The 17,654-nt window shown below is 50.3% G+C and carries 16 protein-coding genes; 6 read left to right on the forward strand and 10 right to left on the reverse strand.

The annotated features are described in order from the left end of the window. Nucleotides 1–84 precede the first annotated feature (84 nt). Both CLV60_RS13955 and CLV60_RS13960 read left to right on the forward strand, forming a co-directional pair. A complete protein-coding gene (locus CLV60_RS13955) occupies nucleotides 85–786 on the forward strand; it encodes a tetratricopeptide repeat protein (protein WP_106595984.1) in 702 nt (233 codons plus the stop codon). Between the two features lie 97 nt (nucleotides 787–883). After that, complete coding sequence (locus tag CLV60_RS13960) at nucleotides 884–1,213, forward strand: transmembrane 220 family protein (RefSeq protein WP_106595985.1); 330 nt, start codon at nucleotides 884–886, stop codon at nucleotides 1,211–1,213. Here the strand turns inward: CLV60_RS13960 and CLV60_RS13965 are convergent, their stop codons facing one another. Next, a complete protein-coding gene (locus CLV60_RS13965) occupies nucleotides 1,214–1,981 on the reverse strand; it encodes a biotin--[acetyl-CoA-carboxylase] ligase (RefSeq protein WP_106595986.1) in 768 nt (255 codons plus the stop codon). It abuts the gene before it with no gap. A 45-nt stretch (nucleotides 1,982–2,026) separates the two neighbouring features. Between CLV60_RS13965 and rsfS the strand changes: the two genes are divergently transcribed. From rsfS to CLV60_RS13980, 3 genes are all read left to right on the forward strand, one after another. Next, the gene (gene rsfS / locus CLV60_RS13970) at nucleotides 2,027–2,410 is read left to right on the forward strand and encodes a ribosome silencing factor (RefSeq protein WP_019942432.1); all 384 of its coding nucleotides are present in this window, start codon (nucleotides 2,027–2,029) and stop codon (nucleotides 2,408–2,410) included. A gap of 72 nt (nucleotides 2,411–2,482) precedes the next feature. Further along, entirely contained in the window at nucleotides 2,483–4,540 is a 2,058-nt protein-coding gene (gene ftsH, locus CLV60_RS13975) for an ATP-dependent zinc metalloprotease FtsH (RefSeq protein WP_106595987.1), read from the forward strand. A 105-nt stretch (nucleotides 4,541–4,645) separates the two neighbouring features. Beyond that, entirely contained in the window at nucleotides 4,646–5,593 is a 948-nt protein-coding gene (locus tag CLV60_RS13980) for an aldose 1-epimerase (protein ID WP_106595988.1), read from the forward strand. Here the strand turns inward: CLV60_RS13980 and CLV60_RS13985 are convergent. The 6 genes from CLV60_RS13985 to CLV60_RS14010 form a co-directional block, all read right to left on the reverse strand. Next, nucleotides 5,534–6,715, reverse strand: a complete 1,182-nt coding sequence (locus CLV60_RS13985) for a nucleotidyltransferase domain-containing protein (protein ID WP_106595989.1) — start codon at nucleotides 6,713–6,715, stop codon at nucleotides 5,534–5,536. The genes CLV60_RS13980 and CLV60_RS13985 overlap by 60 nt on opposite strands. A 1-nt stretch (nucleotide 6,716) precedes the next feature. After that, nucleotides 6,717–7,631 carry a serine kinase gene (locus CLV60_RS13990; RefSeq protein ID WP_106595990.1) on the reverse strand — a complete coding sequence of 305 codons (915 nt, stop codon included), beginning with the start codon at nucleotides 7,629–7,631 and terminating at the stop codon, nucleotides 6,717–6,719. A 21-nt stretch (nucleotides 7,632–7,652) separates the two neighbouring features. After that, a complete protein-coding gene (locus tag CLV60_RS13995) occupies nucleotides 7,653–8,093 on the reverse strand; it encodes a lasso peptide biosynthesis B2 protein (RefSeq protein WP_106595991.1) in 441 nt (146 codons plus the stop codon). A 3-nt stretch (nucleotides 8,094–8,096) separates the two neighbouring features. Next, entirely contained in the window at nucleotides 8,097–8,363 is a 267-nt protein-coding gene (locus CLV60_RS14000; protein ID WP_106595992.1) for a PqqD family protein, read from the reverse strand. A gap of 62 nt (nucleotides 8,364–8,425) precedes the next feature. Beyond that, the gene (gene amaB, locus CLV60_RS14005; RefSeq protein WP_106595993.1) at nucleotides 8,426–9,964 is read right to left on the reverse strand and encodes an L-piperidine-6-carboxylate dehydrogenase; all 1,539 of its coding nucleotides are present in this window, start codon (nucleotides 9,962–9,964) and stop codon (nucleotides 8,426–8,428) included. Nucleotides 9,965–9,970: 6 nt separating this feature from the next. Next, nucleotides 9,971–11,032, reverse strand: coding sequence for a saccharopine dehydrogenase family protein (locus CLV60_RS14010; RefSeq protein WP_106595994.1), 1,062 nt, complete (start codon nucleotides 11,030–11,032; stop codon nucleotides 9,971–9,973). A gap of 112 nt (nucleotides 11,033–11,144) precedes the next feature. Between CLV60_RS14010 and CLV60_RS14015 the strand changes: the two genes are divergently transcribed. Continuing rightward, nucleotides 11,145–12,359: a BaiN/RdsA family NAD(P)/FAD-dependent oxidoreductase gene (locus CLV60_RS14015; RefSeq protein WP_106595995.1), complete on the forward strand. Its 1,215-nt coding sequence runs from the start codon at nucleotides 11,145–11,147 to the stop codon at nucleotides 12,357–12,359. On the opposite strand, the gene uvrC is transcribed toward CLV60_RS14015, so the two are convergent. The 3 genes from uvrC to CLV60_RS14030 are packed head-to-tail and all read right to left on the reverse strand — an operon-like array spanning nucleotide 12,356 to nucleotide 17,643. Further along, nucleotides 12,356–14,167 carry an excinuclease ABC subunit UvrC gene (uvrC, locus tag CLV60_RS14020; RefSeq protein WP_106595996.1) on the reverse strand — a complete coding sequence of 604 codons (1,812 nt, stop codon included), beginning with the start codon at nucleotides 14,165–14,167 and terminating at the stop codon, nucleotides 12,356–12,358. The two genes, CLV60_RS14015 and uvrC, sit on opposite strands and share 4 nt — an antisense overlap. Before the next feature lie 16 nt (nucleotides 14,168–14,183). Beyond that, on the reverse strand, nucleotides 14,184–15,326 hold the full coding sequence (locus CLV60_RS14025) for a glycerate kinase (RefSeq protein WP_106596223.1): 1,143 nt from the start codon (nucleotides 15,324–15,326) through the stop codon (nucleotides 14,184–14,186). A 19-nt stretch (nucleotides 15,327–15,345) separates the two neighbouring features. After that, entirely contained in the window at nucleotides 15,346–17,643 is a 2,298-nt protein-coding gene (locus CLV60_RS14030) for a transglycosylase domain-containing protein (RefSeq protein ID WP_106595997.1), read from the reverse strand. Nucleotides 17,644–17,654 lie beyond the last annotated feature (11 nt).

Genomic DNA, 17,654 nt, shown 5'->3' on the forward strand with positions numbered 1-17,654 from the left:
ATAAGGACATTTTATTCACAAAAAGAAAACATTCGTGTAACGTTTCCGCTTACTTTTGTGCGAATCAACTAGAAATGAACCAGTATGCCTCGATTATTTTTTTTATTTTTTCTGATTTTCCTCTACTCCTGCTCTCAATCTTCCGACGCATTTCTCCAAAAAGGCAAAGAGCTCATGCAACAGGGCAAGACGCGCGAAGCCATTGAATTCATCAACAAAGCGATCGAAAAAAACACTTCCAGTGCCGACGCGTTCAACCTCCGCGGCGTGGCTTATTATGAGCTGAAAGAATATCCCAACGCATTGCTTGACTTCGGTCAGGCCATTAAGCTCCAACCCGCCTCCTATCGTCCTTACTTCAACCGCGCGTTGCTCTATACGGATGAAAACAAGCTGGATTCAGCATTTGCCGACTACAACAAATCCGCCGAACTCGCTCCTGATACTGCCGACGTTTTCCTGAACCGCGGACAGCTGCTCGTGCTGATGGACAAGACACCGGAGGCTATTAAAGACTTCGAAAAAGCAACCCAGCTCGATGACAACAACAAGCAAGCCTGGTACAATCTCGGTAATACATACTACCGCACAAAAGATTTCAAAAAAGCGACATTGGCTTTCCGGCAAACGGTGAAACTCGACGGACAATACGGAAAGGCCTTTTACGGCCTGGGCCTTGCACAGTACAACGACGGCGAAAAAGATCTCGGATGCACCAGCCTGAAACAGGCTCTGAACCTGGGATATAGCGATGCTGCGAACGCATTAGCGCAATTTTGTCAGTAAAAGATATGTTAAAAGGGTAGCACCGACGGTTAATAAGTGAGCGGTGACGCCTTTTTAAAGCAGTCTTTAATTATCGTATTTCTTAACCCACTTTGTCATGAGACTTTTAAAGATATTTTTCGGGATCCTTTTCGTGATCTTTGCCTATTTGCAGCTCAACGACCCCGATTCGGGCGTTTGGATCGCCATTTACAGCTTCGCCGCCCTCGGCTGCTTCATGAGCATCCGGGAGCTTTGGCCTTCATGGGTATTTTACGTGCTTGCGGCTGGCTACCTGATCGGTGCAATCCTGCAATGGCCGCCGGAGTTCGAGGGTATTTTCTTCGGTGAAACTGCCATGCGGAGCCTCAACATCGAGCTGGCCCGTGAATCCCTCGGATTGGGCATTTGTGCAGTGGTAATGGCTGTAATCGGCAAATGGGGTTGATCAATCCCTGACCCATTCGATTTCCTTCAAACCGAATTCCAGTTCTTCCGGCTCGGTAGCTAATTTGACCCGCAACTTCCCCAGTTCGGTCACATTGGTTACCGAGCCGCTTGTTATATTTCCTTTGTACAAAAATTTCACATCTTGCTGATAGCCATACAAATGACTCAGATATTCGGCACGGATCAGCTCGTTCTGTGAGCCTGAACGCAGCCTGACATACCAGGCATCGAGGAATTTCAGCACCTTGTGAAACTCTTCCGCTAGCGAGTAAGCGTGCCCGGTTTCACGACCAAGTGAAGTCACGTGGTCATTCGCAAACGACAACTGATTGATGTTCACACCAATACCGACAATTGAGGTTGCAAACCGATTTCCCTGCAGCGAATTCTCGATCAGTACACCTACCGCCTTACGGTTGTTCACATAAATGTCATTCGGCCATTTCACCTTCGTGTCAGGCACGTAGCTGCCCAGGTATGCGCGTATCCCGAGCGCTGTGATCTGGCTGACCAGAAATTGGTCCTGAATGCGCAGGAACGTGGGTTTGAGTATGACAGAAAATGTAAGATTTTCGCCTGCATTGGCATTCCAGACCGTCCCGCGCTGGCCTCTTCCTTTCACCTGATTATCGGTAATGACAACCGTTCCTTCCTCAAACAGCCCCGCATGTACTATTTCAGCCGCTATGTCGTTGGTGGAATGACAAGTTGGCAGGTATATAACTTTTTTACCAATTATTAGCGTGTCCTGTGTAGAGTTGTACAATTTTTTTGTTTTACTTTAGGGTTTTAGAAAAGGAAATAACAACGCATGAAAGAACGCAAAAATAAAGAACTATCCTCAAAAGATCTCACCGAACTGGTTGTGAAGGGCATGACAGAAAAGAAGGGTTTGGACATTGCCATATTAGACCTCAGAAAAGTAAAAAATTCAATCACTGACTTTTTCGTGATTTGCTCGGGGAACTCCGACACTCAAATAGATGCTTTGGCCAGCTCGGTCGAAGATGAAGTTTATAAAATATCCAAAACAGAACCCTGGCAAAAAGAAGGAAAGGCGAATGGAGAATGGATTTTGATTGACTATGTCGACGTGGTCGCACATATTTTCAACAAAGAACGCCGCAAACATTACGATCTGGAAGAACTTTGGGGAGATGCAGAGGTGACATACCTGGAAGACTCCATGGTATAAAGGCCCGCCGGGCGAACATTAGCCCCGCCGGGATTGTTGTTTAATATATTTCCTCTTAATTAAAACGAACGAATGTCTGAAAACGATAACAAAAGGGGGCCACTCAACCCTAAAAGTCCTCAGAAGGGATATCAAGGTTGGATAATAGCCGCTCTGATCGCTACTATACTCGGAATCACGTACCTTAACCGCACATCGACAATCCGCGAAACCACTCAGAAGCGTTTCGAAAAAATGATGGCTGACAAGGAAGTGGAGCGCGTTACCATTGTGAATGACAAATCGGTGGAAGTAACGCTCAAACCCGAGGCGCTCAAACTCGACAAATACCGGGTTGTTGCGAAGGAAAATAACTATTTCGGCGGGGAAAGTGCTTCCCACTACCAATTCCAGGTAACATCTGCTGAGACCTTTAAAAAGGATTTCGATAAAATGCAGGAGGGTACTCCCGACGACGACAAGGTGCCTTTTGTGGTGGATACCCGCAACGACTGGACCAGCTTCCTAGGAACCTGGGGCTTTTTCATTGTTATGATCCTGGTAATGTACTTCATCCTCGGCAGAATGTCAGGTGGTGTAGGTCCAGGTGGCCAGATTTTTAATATCGGCCGCTCTCGTGCAACGCTTTTCGATGCAGAGAACAAGGTTAAGATCACATTTAACGATGTGGCGGGCCTTGATGAAGCAAAAGAAGAGATTAAGGAGATTGTAGAATACCTCCAAAGCCCTGACAAATTCAAGAAACTGGGTGCTAAAATCCCGAAAGGTGCATTGCTTGTAGGCCCTCCGGGAACGGGTAAAACCTTGCTTGCGAAAGCCGTAGCAGGGGAAGCCGGCGTGCCGTTCTTCTCACTTTCAGGTTCCGATTTCGTGGAAATGTTCGTGGGTGTGGGTGCAGCGCGTGTGCGTGACCTTTTCAAACAAGCGAAAGAAAAAGCGCCGTGTATCATCTTTATCGATGAGATCGACGCAGTAGGTCGTTCACGCGGCCGTGGTGCAATGCCCGGTTCCAACGACGAGCGTGAGAATACATTGAACTCCCTGCTCGTAGAAATGGACGGTTTCGCGACCGACTCCGGTATCATCATCGTAGCAGCAACGAACCGCCCGGATGTCCTCGACCCCGCATTGCTGCGTCCTGGACGTTTCGACCGCCAGATTTCTGTTGACAAACCCGACGTAATCGGCCGTGAAGCGATTTTCAAAGTGCATTTGAAGCCATTGAAACTGGCTACCGACGTTAATATCCAGAAACTTTCGTCTCAAACCCCTGGCTTTGCCGGTGCTGAAATCGCGAACGTGTGTAACGAAGCTGCGTTGATCGCCGCCCGCCGCAACCGCGAGGAAGTAACCATGCAGGACTTCCAGGATGCAATGGACCGTGTAATCGGTGGTTTGGAAAAGAAAAACAAACTGATTTCACCGGAAGAGAAACAAATCGTGGCCTACCACGAGGCGGGTCACGCGGTGGCAGGTTGGTTCCTCGAACACGCCGATCCTTTGGTGAAAGTGTCGATCGTACCACGTGGTGTGGCGGCATTGGGTTACGCACAATATCTCCCGCGTGAGCAGTATCTGTACCGTACCGAGCAGCTGTTCGATGAAATGTGTATGACATTGGGCGGCCGCGCTGCGGAAGATGTAGTGTTCGGAAAGATCTCTACCGGCGCATTGAGTGACCTTGAACGCGTAACGAAAGTGGCGTATAGCATGGTAACCATGTACGGTATGAACGAGCGCATCGGTAACATTTCGTTCTACGATTCGAAACAGACCGACTACGCATTCACCAAACCTTACTCCGAATCGACGTCGCAAGCGATTGACGAAGAAGTAAGAAAACTGGTGGATCAGGCATACCAGTTCGTGAAGAACTTGCTGATTGAAAAACGCGACGCATTGGAAGTACTGGCGAAAGAGCTTCTTGAAAAAGAAATCCTGTTCCAGGCCGACCTCGAAAAGTTGATCGGCAAACGTCCTTACGAAAAGGAAACAAGCTACCAGGCTTATATCAACCGTCGTTCGAACGAAGAAGCTGCGATCCACGAAGAAGTGGTGAAACAGACGCTCGAAAAAGACCGTAAAGAAGAAGAAATGGCGGAAGCCGAAAAAAGCGCCGACAACGAATAGGCACTTTTGAGTGAATAAAAACACAGATAGCCGGACAATTCAACCTGTCCGGCTATTATTTTTACAACATATACTAAATCGTTTGACCCTAAACCTTCAAAGCATATGCCCTTTGAAATTTTCAAACAACAGTTCGGCGACCTTACCGAATATGTGATACACGAAACAACCACTGAAAACCGCTGTGTAGTCATTCCCGAGCTGGGTGGAATCGTTCGGCAGCTCTCCTTACGCAAAGGCCTGACGCTGTTCTCCGTTCTGAAAACACCTCCTACCCCAGCGGCCCTTGTAGCTGACACCAAAAGTGCCAGCGAACTCCTGTTCCCGTTCGCGAGCCGCATTCCGGATGGCAAATACAAATTTTTGGGTAAAGAATACCAGCTGCGCAAGAACGAAGACGGCGGGGTGAATGCCATCCACGGATTGGTACGCAAAAACCACTTTCACCTCGACGAGCAGGTCATTCACGAGGACAATGCATCGATTCAGCTTTCCTACACCATCGATAACGCGGAAGGCTACCCGTTCCAGGTACATTTCTCGGTTCGATACACTTTGCATGCGGATGGCCGTTTCGAGCTGAAATACGAAGCCAGAAACAATGGGCAATCGCCTTGCCCTGCGATGTTCGGTTGGCACCCTTACTGGATGCTGGGGAATGAAGATGTAGAAGCATGGAAAATCAATATTCCATCAAAACGCCTGGTCACTTTTAATGAGAACCTGATCCCGATCGGTACTGAGCCGTTTGACATGGCAATGCCTGCATTGCTGCATCGGAAAGAGTTTGACAATGCTTTTATTGTAGAAGCCAGCGGTTCACATGCCGTTACGGAGCTGATCTCGAAAAACCAAAACGTGACTCTGCGGATTGAGCAGGAAGCCGGTGAAGGGAAATTTAACTACCTCGTCGTGTATACGCCGCCGGCGCGCGACTGCGTTGCTATCGAAGCATTGACAGCCAATGTGGATGCATTCAATACAGGCGAAGGCTTAAATATCCTGGCGCCCGGACACAGCATTGACGGCACGATCACGGTTAGTCTCACCTGAGGGGCCATTTCTGTACCAGCTGATCTTATGCCATAACAGCTTCCAATACGTAAGATATTTAATATGTGCCGCGACAATGGAAAGTTTATCCGACCATTTGTCGCGGTATTTTATATTGTAGAGAAAAATACGCCAGGTTTTAGTCTTCAACGATGGCCGTTCATTCTCCCAATGAGTCAGTATATCCTTTAAAAAGCCTTCCGAAGGATAGCTGCTTCCAGCGCCTGCATATTTGGCATAATCTCTGCCGCAGAGGTAACCGGCCGCGCCCAGTGACTCTGCAAATAGCTTATGAAAGCCCTTCTCCCTGGCGACTTTGTTAATATAAGTCCAATCCATTGAATCCGCCGACTTGTCCAGCAATCTCAACAGATCTGCCATGTATTTAAGCTTGTCCCATTGCTCGACACCGCCGTGGTGAATCACCATCATGATCAGTTGGATCTCCATTCCCGGCACCAGCACGGGTTTTCCCATCATATTAAACTCGACGAGGTTTCCGGCAAGCTCGTCCCAGGTGAAATTGTAGCAATAGCGTGGGTAGGTGCAGTTCCATTGTATTTCCAATGACTGCAATACATGCTCCTGCACAGGTGTGAGCGGGAGCTGATAATCGGTATCCAGGTAATCTTCCACAACCGCCTTCTCTTTCAACAGGTAATGGCGGTAGTTATCAGCAGCGAAACCCTCACCAAGCAGGATATTAAGGCTTTTGGAAACGTCTTCCTTACCAATAAAATAATCGATGTCTCCGAATTCCCGCAATACGGGCTTGTCATAAAGCATCCAGGCCCACAACGCACCTTTCATGGGAAAAGCGCGCACCTCATTGTCGATCAGCCGGTTGTACAACCGGACGCAAATCCCGAGGAAAGCCATGTTTGTGACAGCTTGTCCGAGCGTAAATTCCCGCAGCATTTTGAGCACATTATCGGGCAACGTCAATGACTTCGCCTGCACATATTCAAAGGCGAGCGGTCTGATCTGATGCCAGCTAACCAACGCCGAAAATCTTTGTGGATCAAATGGCTTGTCCTCAATTTCGAACGACTGATGCCCCGACGGCAAAACCGCCGCCTCGATCAGATATGCCAGTTCTCGGGAAACTTTGGGCCGTTGCATCCTATTCCGCAATTAGTTGTTCACGGATACTCGCTTCTACCCATTTTTCCAGGTTATCGAAACCTTCGGGTCTCCTTTTTCGAAGCAACCCGGCCGATTTGGCACATTGAATGCTTTGAAAAAAGTGCCTTTTAAGATTATCACCACTCATCAGCTCTGTTGCCAGGGGAAAGTTGCGCAGCATTTCACCGGGAATTTCGGCCAAGCTCATCTGTTGAACAGCCGGCTTATTCCTGGCCTTATGCAGAAAAAATACCCTTTTTAAAGGAACAGGCCTGGTCGGGAACTGCTCGCGAGGATGGTAAGCAAATTTTCTGACGCCCTCGCTGACCGGTTCGAGGTCAGATTCGGCATATTGTAAACCATTGACTGTCTTTTCCCAAATTTTGAGCTGTGGATAGGCCGGAATAATCGCCGGTTTTCCGCCTTCATCAAATGTAATCGCTGTAAGATCGTCGCTCAGCAACCTGCAACCCGCTTTGATAAACGCCGCAGCCGTACTTGACTTGCCGGCCCCGGGCATACCCATAAAGCACCAGGCCTCATCGCCTATCTCTACTGCACTGGCGTGAAGCAGGAAATATTCTCGTTGAAACAAAATAAGGCCTAATGCTTCACTGACCGTGAAAAGACTGATAATACTAGCCTCCGAAGCCACAGGGGAAACAATCAGCTCATTACCGCCGGAAGCCTTGAAAGACGCTACACCAGCCCAATCCAGAAACATCGCATTCTCATTCCGGCCAAAAAACGCCCTGATTCCCCGTCTGTAAATGGTAGTCGGGCGCATGGAAGGCAACTCTACGGCACCCTGCCGGATATAAACATCAGGTGTAGAGTGCTGATTACCTTCGGCCAGTTCGGGCAGGGAAATTTCTGAATGGATATGGAGCCCGAAGGCTGTGTAATGGTGCATGTGTGTAAAGTACTAATTAAATCATTCCCAAACCCAGAGCCGCTTGTAGGAAACAGTATCAGGCCAGCGCCCGATGATGATATTGCCGTTTTGCTCTACCCAGGCATGCGCCTCAAATTGCTTAGCAGGGTTGATCTCTATCCCTATTTCCAGGGTCAATGCGGGTGAATTGCGAAGCAGGTATTTGGTAGCCAGGGCGCGCGGCAGACACAAAAGCTCGAATGGCAGCAAATTGGCGGCCGTATCTACCGCCCAAACAGTCCGCTCCATGGTTTCGCGAGCGGTCTCGCGGACACGGCTCGGGCGGCTGAGCCAATGGTACCACTTTCTGAACAATGAAAAAGAAAGCAAAAGAAGCCCGGCCTTGATCCACAGCAGGCACCATGCGGCCCGCAGGAATATCCATTTCTCCGACCCGGACAAGCTCCGCCATTTCCCTATCAGCTTACCGATTTTGCCCAAAATCTATTTGATTATTTCAACCAGTCTCTCAGAAATCAAATCCTTCAACAACCCGTCGATATCACGTTTGCAAGTGTCGGCGTCGACGTCATACTCGCTGACCACCGCGTCGCATAATGCTTCGATCGTTTGCGGTCCTTTTTCCAATGTATCCCAGATCAGCACACCTACTTCATCCAGACCGTAATAAGCACCTTTGTTGTGGTTAAGAATGACTGTTTCCCCTGCAACTTTGGATGATATCTGTTCTGATGTAAGCTGGTATTTCATTCTTGAAAATTAAATCTGAAAGTATAATGTGCAACCGAATTGTACAAAGTTAGGCATTTTGTTCACTCAATCTCAAACTTTATTCCCTGTGCGAGGGGCAACGCGGTGCCGTAATTAATCGTATTAGTTTGACGTCGCATATATGCTTTCCAGGCATCCGAACCCGATTCACGCCCTCCACCGGTCTCTTTTTCACCACCAAACGCTCCTCCTATCTCTGCGCCTGAGGTGCCGATGTTCACGTTGGCAATGCCGCAATCGGAGCCCCCGAAGGACAGGAACTGTTCGGCATCACGCAAATCGTTCGTAAAAATGGCAGAAGAAAGGCCTTGCGGCACATCATTCTGCAACGCGATGGCCTCCTCGGCATCATGATAACGGATCAGGTACAGGATCGGCGCGAATGTCTCGTGCTGGACGATCGCCCAATGGTTTTCCACCTCCGCAATGCACGGCGTAACGTAACAGCCCGAAGTATACGGATCTCCTTCCGGGATGCCCGGCGCTACCACAAATGAGCCTCCGGCTTGTTTGATCTGTTCTGCGGCATTCTGGTATTGCCTCACGGCCTGTTGATCGATCAAAGGCCCTACATGAATACCTGGATCCAGCGGATTCCCGATTTTCAATTGGCCATATGCCTTTGCCAAACGGCTCTTTACCTCCTCAAATATCGAGTCGTGCACGATCAGGCGACGTGTTGATGTGCACCGCTGGCCCGCTGTGCCAACTGCCCCGAAAACAATGGCAGGGATAGCTACTTTCAAATCGGCTGTGGGCGTTACGATGATCGCATTGTTGCCGCCCAGTTCGAGCAGGCTTTTGCCTAACCTGCGCGCGACCGCCTCTCCTACCGAGCGCCCCATCGGAATGCTGCCCGTAGCAGATACCAACGCAACCCGCGGATCCTGCGCAAGCCACTCGCCCACATCGCGCCCGCCGGAGACAATACAGGAAACGCCCTCCGGCACATGATTGTCTTTTAAAACATCCTGAATAATATGCTGGCAGGCAATAGCCGTCAGAGGTGTCTTTTCCGAAGGCTTCCACACGCACACATTTCCGCACACCCACGCGATCATCGAGTTCCACGACCATACGGCCACCGGGAAATTGAATGCTGAAATAATGCCTACGACGCCCAACGGATGCCACTGCTCGTACATACGGTGCTGCGGGCGCTCGCTATGCATGGTAAGGCCATACAACTGGCGGGAGAGCCCCGTCGCGAAGTCACAGATATCGATCATCTCCTGGACCTCTCCTAGCCCTTCCTGCAAACTCTTACCCGTTTCATAGCTGACGAGCGTGCCCAGTTCCTGCTTGTATTCACGGAGTTTCACACCCATCTGCCTCACAATTTCGCCGCGCTTGGGTGCTGGTATGCTCCGCCAGGTTTTGAATGCAAGCGAAGCGGTTTCCACTACACGGCCATAATCTGCATGCGCGGCTTGCCTTACCGCCCCTATTCTCCGGCCATCTACCGGAGAAAACGATTCCAGCAACGCACCGCCGCTTTCCCAGCTCGCTTGCCCGGTAGTTACGCCGTGATTGACATCCGCAATGCCCAGTTTTTCAAGAATTACATCGATTCCTTTCATACTTCCTCAGCCTACATTCTTAAAAAACTGTCCATTCATTGTCTTGAAAAACGCGTCCAGGGCAATGTCTTCCTGCCGGATAAACCCTGTTCCCGGGAGCACGCCATCGGCCACCATTTCCACTACCGAAGCAATGGATGCTGCCGTAGTCCACGAAATGGCCCGCCAATGCTGCCCGTCTATCTGAATGGGGTGATAGGCTTGATAAAATTCTTCTCTTTCGAGATGGCTGCCCTTCCAACCTTCCACTACGGCATACACATACACCACGTCCTGCTGCACGGGCGGCTTTGCCTCCGTCAGGATTTCCTCAACCAGGGCGCGTTTGTCTTTCAGGCACAGCTCGTACAGCACGAACCGCATCAGGTTGCAATGCCCAGGGTAACGAATGGTTTTGTAATTCAATGTATCCACTTTTCCTTCCAGGGTTTCGCACATGGTAGCGAGCCCGCCGGAAGTACTGAAAGCCTCGAATTCCTGCCCTTCAATATTGATCATTTCAATGCCTTCGAGCGAGGGTACCATCTTACGGACACCGTTGTGGATTACTTCGGCGTCGTTCAGGTACTCGTTCACCACCCCTGCGGGCGACCATGTGAAGGAGTAACCCATCTGCCCGTTCGGGTAGCGTGGCAATGCGCCTACCCGCAGTTCTATATCCCGGATTTTGGTAAAACGCTTGGCCAGGTCCATTCCTACAATGCCAATGAAACCGGGTGCAAGACCGCATTGCGGCGCAAGTACGCTCCGGCTATCTTTCGCCATTTCACGGATCGCCGATGTCGTGGGCACATCCTCCGTGAGGTCGAAATAATGGATACCTGCCTTATGCGCTCGTTGGGCGATGGGAAGGTTGAGGTTGTAGGGCATGCAGGATACCACGGCGTCGAAGCCTGCCAATGCCTTGTCCAGGAATGCGCCGTCAGTAACGTCGCCGGTCACTATTTCAAAGGGTAGTTGCACGGGCGGCAGCGCTTTGTCACCCCCGGTAACCTGGAAGCGTTTGCTCAGCAAAGTGGCGACGAGTGAGCCTACTTTTCCCAATCCGATCACAAGTACTTTTTGCATGTATAGTTTAAAATGGTTTTAGTTGAAATTTTTGAAGCTATTTTGAAAGATAGAAAAAGAAATTGCAGTTTTTAAAACTTGCATGTCATTTTTGTAGGACAAATCAGGCATTATGACGATTACCATTGTGGGCGGCGGCGCTTCGGGTTTTATGGCGGCGATTACCGCGGCAGAGACGTTTCCGGACGCTCGCATTACCATTCTTGAAAAGAGCAGAACGGTCCTCAACAAGGTCCGCATTTCGGGCGGCGGCAGGTGCAATGTCACGCACCGGCCTCACGAACTGCGCCATTTCATCAAAAATTATCCGCGAGGCGAAAAGCTACTTCGCAAACTCTTGCCGCATTTCGATGCAGATGCAACCGTGGCGTGGTTTGAGAAACGGGGCGTCAAACTCAAAACCGAAGCCGACGGGCGCATGTTTCCCATCTCGGATTCGTCCCATACCATTATTGAATGCCTCATTAAAACGGCCCGGAACCTGAATATTGAAATCAGGACGAGCGTGCATGTAGATTCCTTTGCAAAAACGGGGGATGCATTCCATTTGAAGATCATCAATGGAGAACCCATTCTAACCGATCGGTTATTAATTGCAACCGGAGGCTATCCAAGAGCGGAAAGTTTCGACTGGTTGGAGGAGCACCAGCACGGGATCGTACCGCCTCTACCTTCGCTTTTTACATTCAATACGCCCGATAATTACCTGCTGCCGCTGGCCGGGGTTGCCGTGAAGGATGCATTGGTCAAAATAGCGGGGACCAAACATGAGTGGCGCGGGCCGCTGCTGATTACGCATTGGGGGTTCAGTGGGCCAGCGGTGCTAAAACTTTCGGCCTGGGGCGCACGTGACCTCGCCGAAAAGGATTATCATTTTACATTCCGGATCAACTGGCTGCCGGATTTGAAGGAGCAAGAAGTCCGCGACTTTCTATTGGCCGAAAAAACAAATACCGCCAAGCAGCAAATCGCCTCACACGCCAAGTTCAGCTTACCCTCGCGGCTTTGGAAAGCATTCACCGAAAAGGCCGAAATCCCCGACACACTGCGCTGGGGCGATGCCAGCCATAAGGTACTGAACCGCATGACTGAGCTCCTCACCAACAGCCAGTATGAAGTGAAAGGCAAAACCACTTTTAAAGAAGAGTTTGTGACCTGCGGCGGCATTGCATTAGCCGATATCGATCCCGAAACATTGCAAAGCCGCTCCCTGCCTGGCCTTTTCTTTGCTGGCGAAGTGATGGACGTCGACGGCATTACCGGCGGTTTCAACTTCCAGAATGCCTGGACGACCGGCTATATTGTGGGTAAAAATATCGGGCTTTAATCCCCGGCCATGGTGTCGAAGTAGGCCCTGACCTTTTTTGCCCGATCGAGGCCGATGAGGTCCGTCAGCGTTTCGACAGAGCTCTCGCGTATCGCGCGCACGGAGCCGAAATGCTTCAAAAGCTTCGTTGCAGTTACTTTTCCGACGCCCACAACACCTTCCAGCTCGCTCACCAGGCTGGCCTTACTGCGTTTGTCGCGGTGGAAAGTGATCGCGAACCGGTGCGCTTCGTCGCGGATTTGCTGGATCAGTTTCAGCGATTCGGATCGCTTATCAATGTATAGTGGAAGCGGATCTTCCGGGAAATAGATTTCTTCCAACCTTTTGGCAATACCGATAATAGGTACCTGCCCGTAAATACCCAGGCTTTTCAAGGCATCGCAAGCCGCACCCAGCTGCCCCTTGCCGCCGTCAATCACGATCAGATCAGGCAATGGCTGCTCTTCGGCTATCAGGCGCAGGTACCGGCGGGAAACAATCTCGTTCATGGAAGCGAAGTCGTTCGGGCCTATTACTGTTTTGATATTGAAATGACGGTAATCCTTTTTCGATGCCTTACCATCCTTGAAACACACCATCGATGCCACCGGATTGGTACCCTGGATGTTGGAGTTATCGAAGCATTCGATATGTCTTGGCAGCGTTTTGATCTGCAAATCGGCTTTCAAACGGATCAATACCCGGTCCTTTTTAGAGGTTGTAGCAGATGCTTCCACCTCGCGGCGCTCGGTTCTCTCCCTTCTGAAATACATCACATTTTTCATCGACATATCCAGCAGCTTCTTCTTGTCGCCGATTTGGGGAACCGTCACTTCAAGCCGCATATCCAGGTCCGGTTTCAGGTTTGAAACCAGTTCTTTCGCCTCCGAACCGTAGGTAGACCGCATTTCCACGATCATCATCGCGAGGATCTCCATATCGCTTTCGTCAAGCTTTTTCTTCACTTCCAGCGTCTGCGTCGCCACCATGTAGCCTTCTTTTATTTTCATAAAATTCAGGTAGGCAGCTTCCTCGTCGGACACGATTGTGAGCACATCGATATTGCCAATGCGGGGATTAATGACGGTTGCTTTACTCTGGAAATTAGACAAATGCTCGATCTTGGTCTTCCACGCATGCGCTTTTTCAAACGCCATTTGCTCGGCTGCTTCCAGCATTTTTTCCTTGAAATACTGCTGCGGCAACGATAGGTTACCTTTTAATATGTTATGTACCTGCTCGATCTCCGCATTGTATTCGTCTTCTGCCTGCAATCCCTCACAAGGCCCTTTGCAGTTACCAATGTGGTATTCCAGACAAACTTTGAATTTTTTGGCTTCAATATTCGGCTTCGTCAGTGGCAGCTGGCATGAGCGGATCTGGTACAATGCTTTGAACATGTCGAGCAGCGTGTGCATTGAGCGCAAATTGGCGAACGGACCGTAAAAAGTACCTTTGGTACGGTCCATATTCCGAGTCGGGAACACGCGTGGAAATGGCTCGTCGGTAACGCAAATGAACGGGTAGGTTTTATCGTCTTTCAGCAGGATGTTGAACTTAGGCTGCAACTGCTTGATCAGCTGGTTTTCCAGCAACAATGCATCCCATTCGCTCAAAACGATGGTAAATTCGATCCGACGGATCTGGCTCACGAGCCGTTTGGTTTTACGGTCGTGTTGGTTATTCTTCAAAAAATAGCTCGAAACCCGGTTTCGCAGGCTTTTTGCTTTTCCTACATATATTACCTCACCGGTTTCGTCGAAATACCGGTACACACCGGGATCGAGAGGAATTTTGGCGAGTTCTTCTTTATAATTGAATTCAGACATTGATTGAGATTTAGGACTAAACGGCGCCCCTGTTGAAGAAAAACAACCGCATCAATTGAAAAGTTGCGTTGCTCACGAGCTGGAATGCCTCACTTTGGGCGGCATTCAGGTCCATAGGCCGGTTCAAGACCGACGCCGCGTAGGTGATACCCACTGCACGGGCCTGTTCCGGGGTAATCTGCAAAGTGCCGCAAACGACCGCGAGCGGCACATGATGACTTTTACATAATCCAGCCAACCCTTTTACCACTTTCCCGGCAAGTGTCTGCTCATCGACTTTCCCCTCTCCCGTGATTACCAAATCCGCATGGGCCACCAGCGAAGCGATGTTGCATTGCTCCATTACTATACTGATACCGTCTTTCAGTTCGGCGTTCAAAAACCACATGCAACCCGCACCGAGACCGCCCGCAGCGCCCGCGCCCGGCACCTGGCTCACGTCCCGCCTGAATGCGCGCGTGGCTACCTGTGCGAGGTTTTCCAGTCCATGATCGAGCTGCACAACCATTTCGGGATCGGCTCCTTTTTGCGGACCGTAAACAAATGCAGCGCCTTCTTTCCCAAACAAAGGGTTCGTCACATCGCAAGCGACTATTACTGACACCAACGCAAGCCGGGGATCAGCATTATGCGTGTCGATCGACGCGATTTTCGACAGCGATTCGCCGTTGGGCAGCAATGTATGCCCCTCGGAGTCTTTGAAAGCATACCCGAGCGCTTCGGCCATCCCGATGCCGCCATCGGTAGTTGCGCTCCCACCAATGCCGAGGATAATTTTTTTTACACCTCGGTCCAATGCATCTACAACAAGCTGGCCTGTGCCAAATGTGCTTGTCCGTAGCGGATTACGCTCCTCCGTTTTCAGAAGTCCGAGACCCGAAGCAGCAGCCATTTCGATAAATGCAACCTGATGATCTTCTGAAAGTCCGTAGGTGGCTTTGATCAGCCGGTTCAACGGATCCATCACGGTTACCGTCACGTCGGAGCCTTTCGCCTGCCGGGTTAGTATTTTCGAAGTCCCTTCACCGCCATCAGCCAGCGGTATCGCCGTTACTTTTGCATTGGGATATGCCTTTTGAATGCCGTTAGTAACGGCATCGCATACTTCCGCAGCTTCCAGCGAACCGCGAAACTTGTCAGGGGCAACGAGGATATTCACGGGCAAAAGATTAAGTGGGTCAGAACAGAACGCCTTCGTCGTCGGATCGTGACGGCGGAATGTAAGTATCGGTACTGTCGGTTGCTACGCCGCCGCATTCGCGCACGTAGTTTTCAGGTTTGGTAAATGGTATTTTACGGTACTGAACCAGGGTAGGATCAGCATACACCTTTTGCATAAACAATCCCCAGGCCGGCATCGCGATGCGGCCGCCTTGTCCGTAAGCAATGGTACGGAAGTGAATGCTGCGATCTTCGCCACCCACCCAGATACCCGACACCAGGTTTTGCGTCATGCCCATAAACCAACCGTCCGAGTAGTTCGAAGTAGTACCGGTTTTGGCCGCGATCTCATTCCCTTCGGTGACGCCGTACTGCCGCAACCGGCCCGCGGTTCCTCCCGGATCTTCGACTGCACCTCGCATCAAATACAGCATATTATAAGCCATGTTTGCACTAATCTCCTGGTTCTGTTTCTGGAAAAACTCTTGCAACACGTTGCCATAGCGGTCTTCAATGCGCAGGATCGTCATCGGCTCCGTCCTGTGCCCGCCGTTCGCGAATGCGCAATAGGCGCCCACCATTTCATACACCGAAACATCACTGATACCCAAGCAGAGCGAAGGTACCTCCTGCAATTTGGAAGTGATACCCAGTTTATGCGCATATTCTACCACCGCTTTGGGGCGTACCATTTTCATCAGGTACGCGCTCACCGTATTCACCGATTTTCCCAATGCCTGCCGCAGCGACAGCGACTGGTAAGAATATTTGTTATTAGAGTTTTTCGGCGACCATCCACCTGGCACGCCATCGGAAAGTCCGAAGTAAATCGGCTGATCGGTCACATGGTCGCAAGGCGTAAGGAAGTTCTTATCCAATGCCGAAACATACACGAACGGCTTGAAAGTAGAACCCGGCTGCCGCGACCCCTGCTTGACGTGGTCATATTTGAAATACTTGAAATTAATACCTCCTACCCAAGCCTTCACGTGCCCGTTACGCGGGTCCATGGACATCATACCCGCACGCAGGAAGCGCTTGTAATAGGCAATGGAATCCAGGGGGCTCATCGTCACTTCCTTCTCGCCATTCCAGGTAAAAACCTTCATTTTGTAAGGTTTCTTCATGATCTTCCACGCTTCCTCCTCGCCCAGGTCCCTTTTGAGGGAAATGAAATGCGGAGAACGCTTTGCGGCGGTAGTGATGAAGCCGGGAATTTCCTTGCCATTGTCGAAAGTCCATGGATTGCGGCCTTTCCAGTGCTCGTCGAACAGCTTTTGCTGCGCTTTCATGTGCTCGGTCAATGCCGCCTCCTGATAACGCTGCATGCGCGAATCGATGGTCGTGTAAATGCGCAACCCACTTGTATACAAGTCCAGGTCGGTATCGTTCTCTTCATTATAGAGCTTCACCCAACTTTTGAGATACCCGCGCATCGACTCCCTGAAATAGGGCGCCAAGCCGGTGTTATGGCTGTCAACGGTAAAATTCAGTCCCAGCGACTTGTCTTTGAATTTCTCAAAATCCTCTTCACGGATGTAATCATATTTATACATCTGCGCCAGAACCGTGTTTCTCCGGTTCAACGCATTCGTAGGAAAACGCAGTGGGTTAAACAACGTCGGGTTTTGCAGCATCCCCACCAGCAATGCGGCTTCGGTCACGTTCAGGTCCCATGGCTCCTTATCGAAATAAGTTTTGGAAGCGACTTTGATGCCATAGGTGTTATTACCAAACGAAACCGTGTTGAGGTACATTTGCATGATCTCCTGCTTGGTATACTTCCGCTCCAATACCACAGCGAGCACCCACTCCTTTGTTTTGGCTATCACAATGCGGACTACCGGTATTTTACCGAGCAGCCCCTCATATTCTTCCGAGCGGGTATTGAAAAGGTTCTTGGCTACCTGCTGCGTGAGCGTACTACCACCCCCGGAGCTGGAACTTCCCGAAACGACCCCTTTGAATACCCTTAACAAGCTGCGCGGGTCAATGCCGGAGTGATTTACGAAACGCGCATCCTCCGTTGCTACAAGCGCATCGATAAGGTTAGGGGAAATCTGCGCGATATCAATCGGCGTCCGGTTTTCGAAGAAGTATTTACCGAGCGACTTGCCGTCTTCGCTGATGAGTTCTGATGCGAGCTCGCTCTTCGGGTTTTCGAGCGTTTTGAGGTCCGGCATACCGCCGAACAACCACAAAAAATTAAAACTGACGGCAACGATGTAGAATATGATCAGACCCAGTCCCAGGCCAACGAACCGCCAAAGGCGGACAATGGTGCGCCGATACTTTCCGGGTTGCAATTCAATCATAGATGTGGGGT

Origin of the sequence: Dyadobacter jiangsuensis (assembly GCF_003014695.1) — a bacterium.
GTDB lineage: Bacteria > Bacteroidota > Bacteroidia > Cytophagales > Spirosomataceae > Dyadobacter > Dyadobacter jiangsuensis.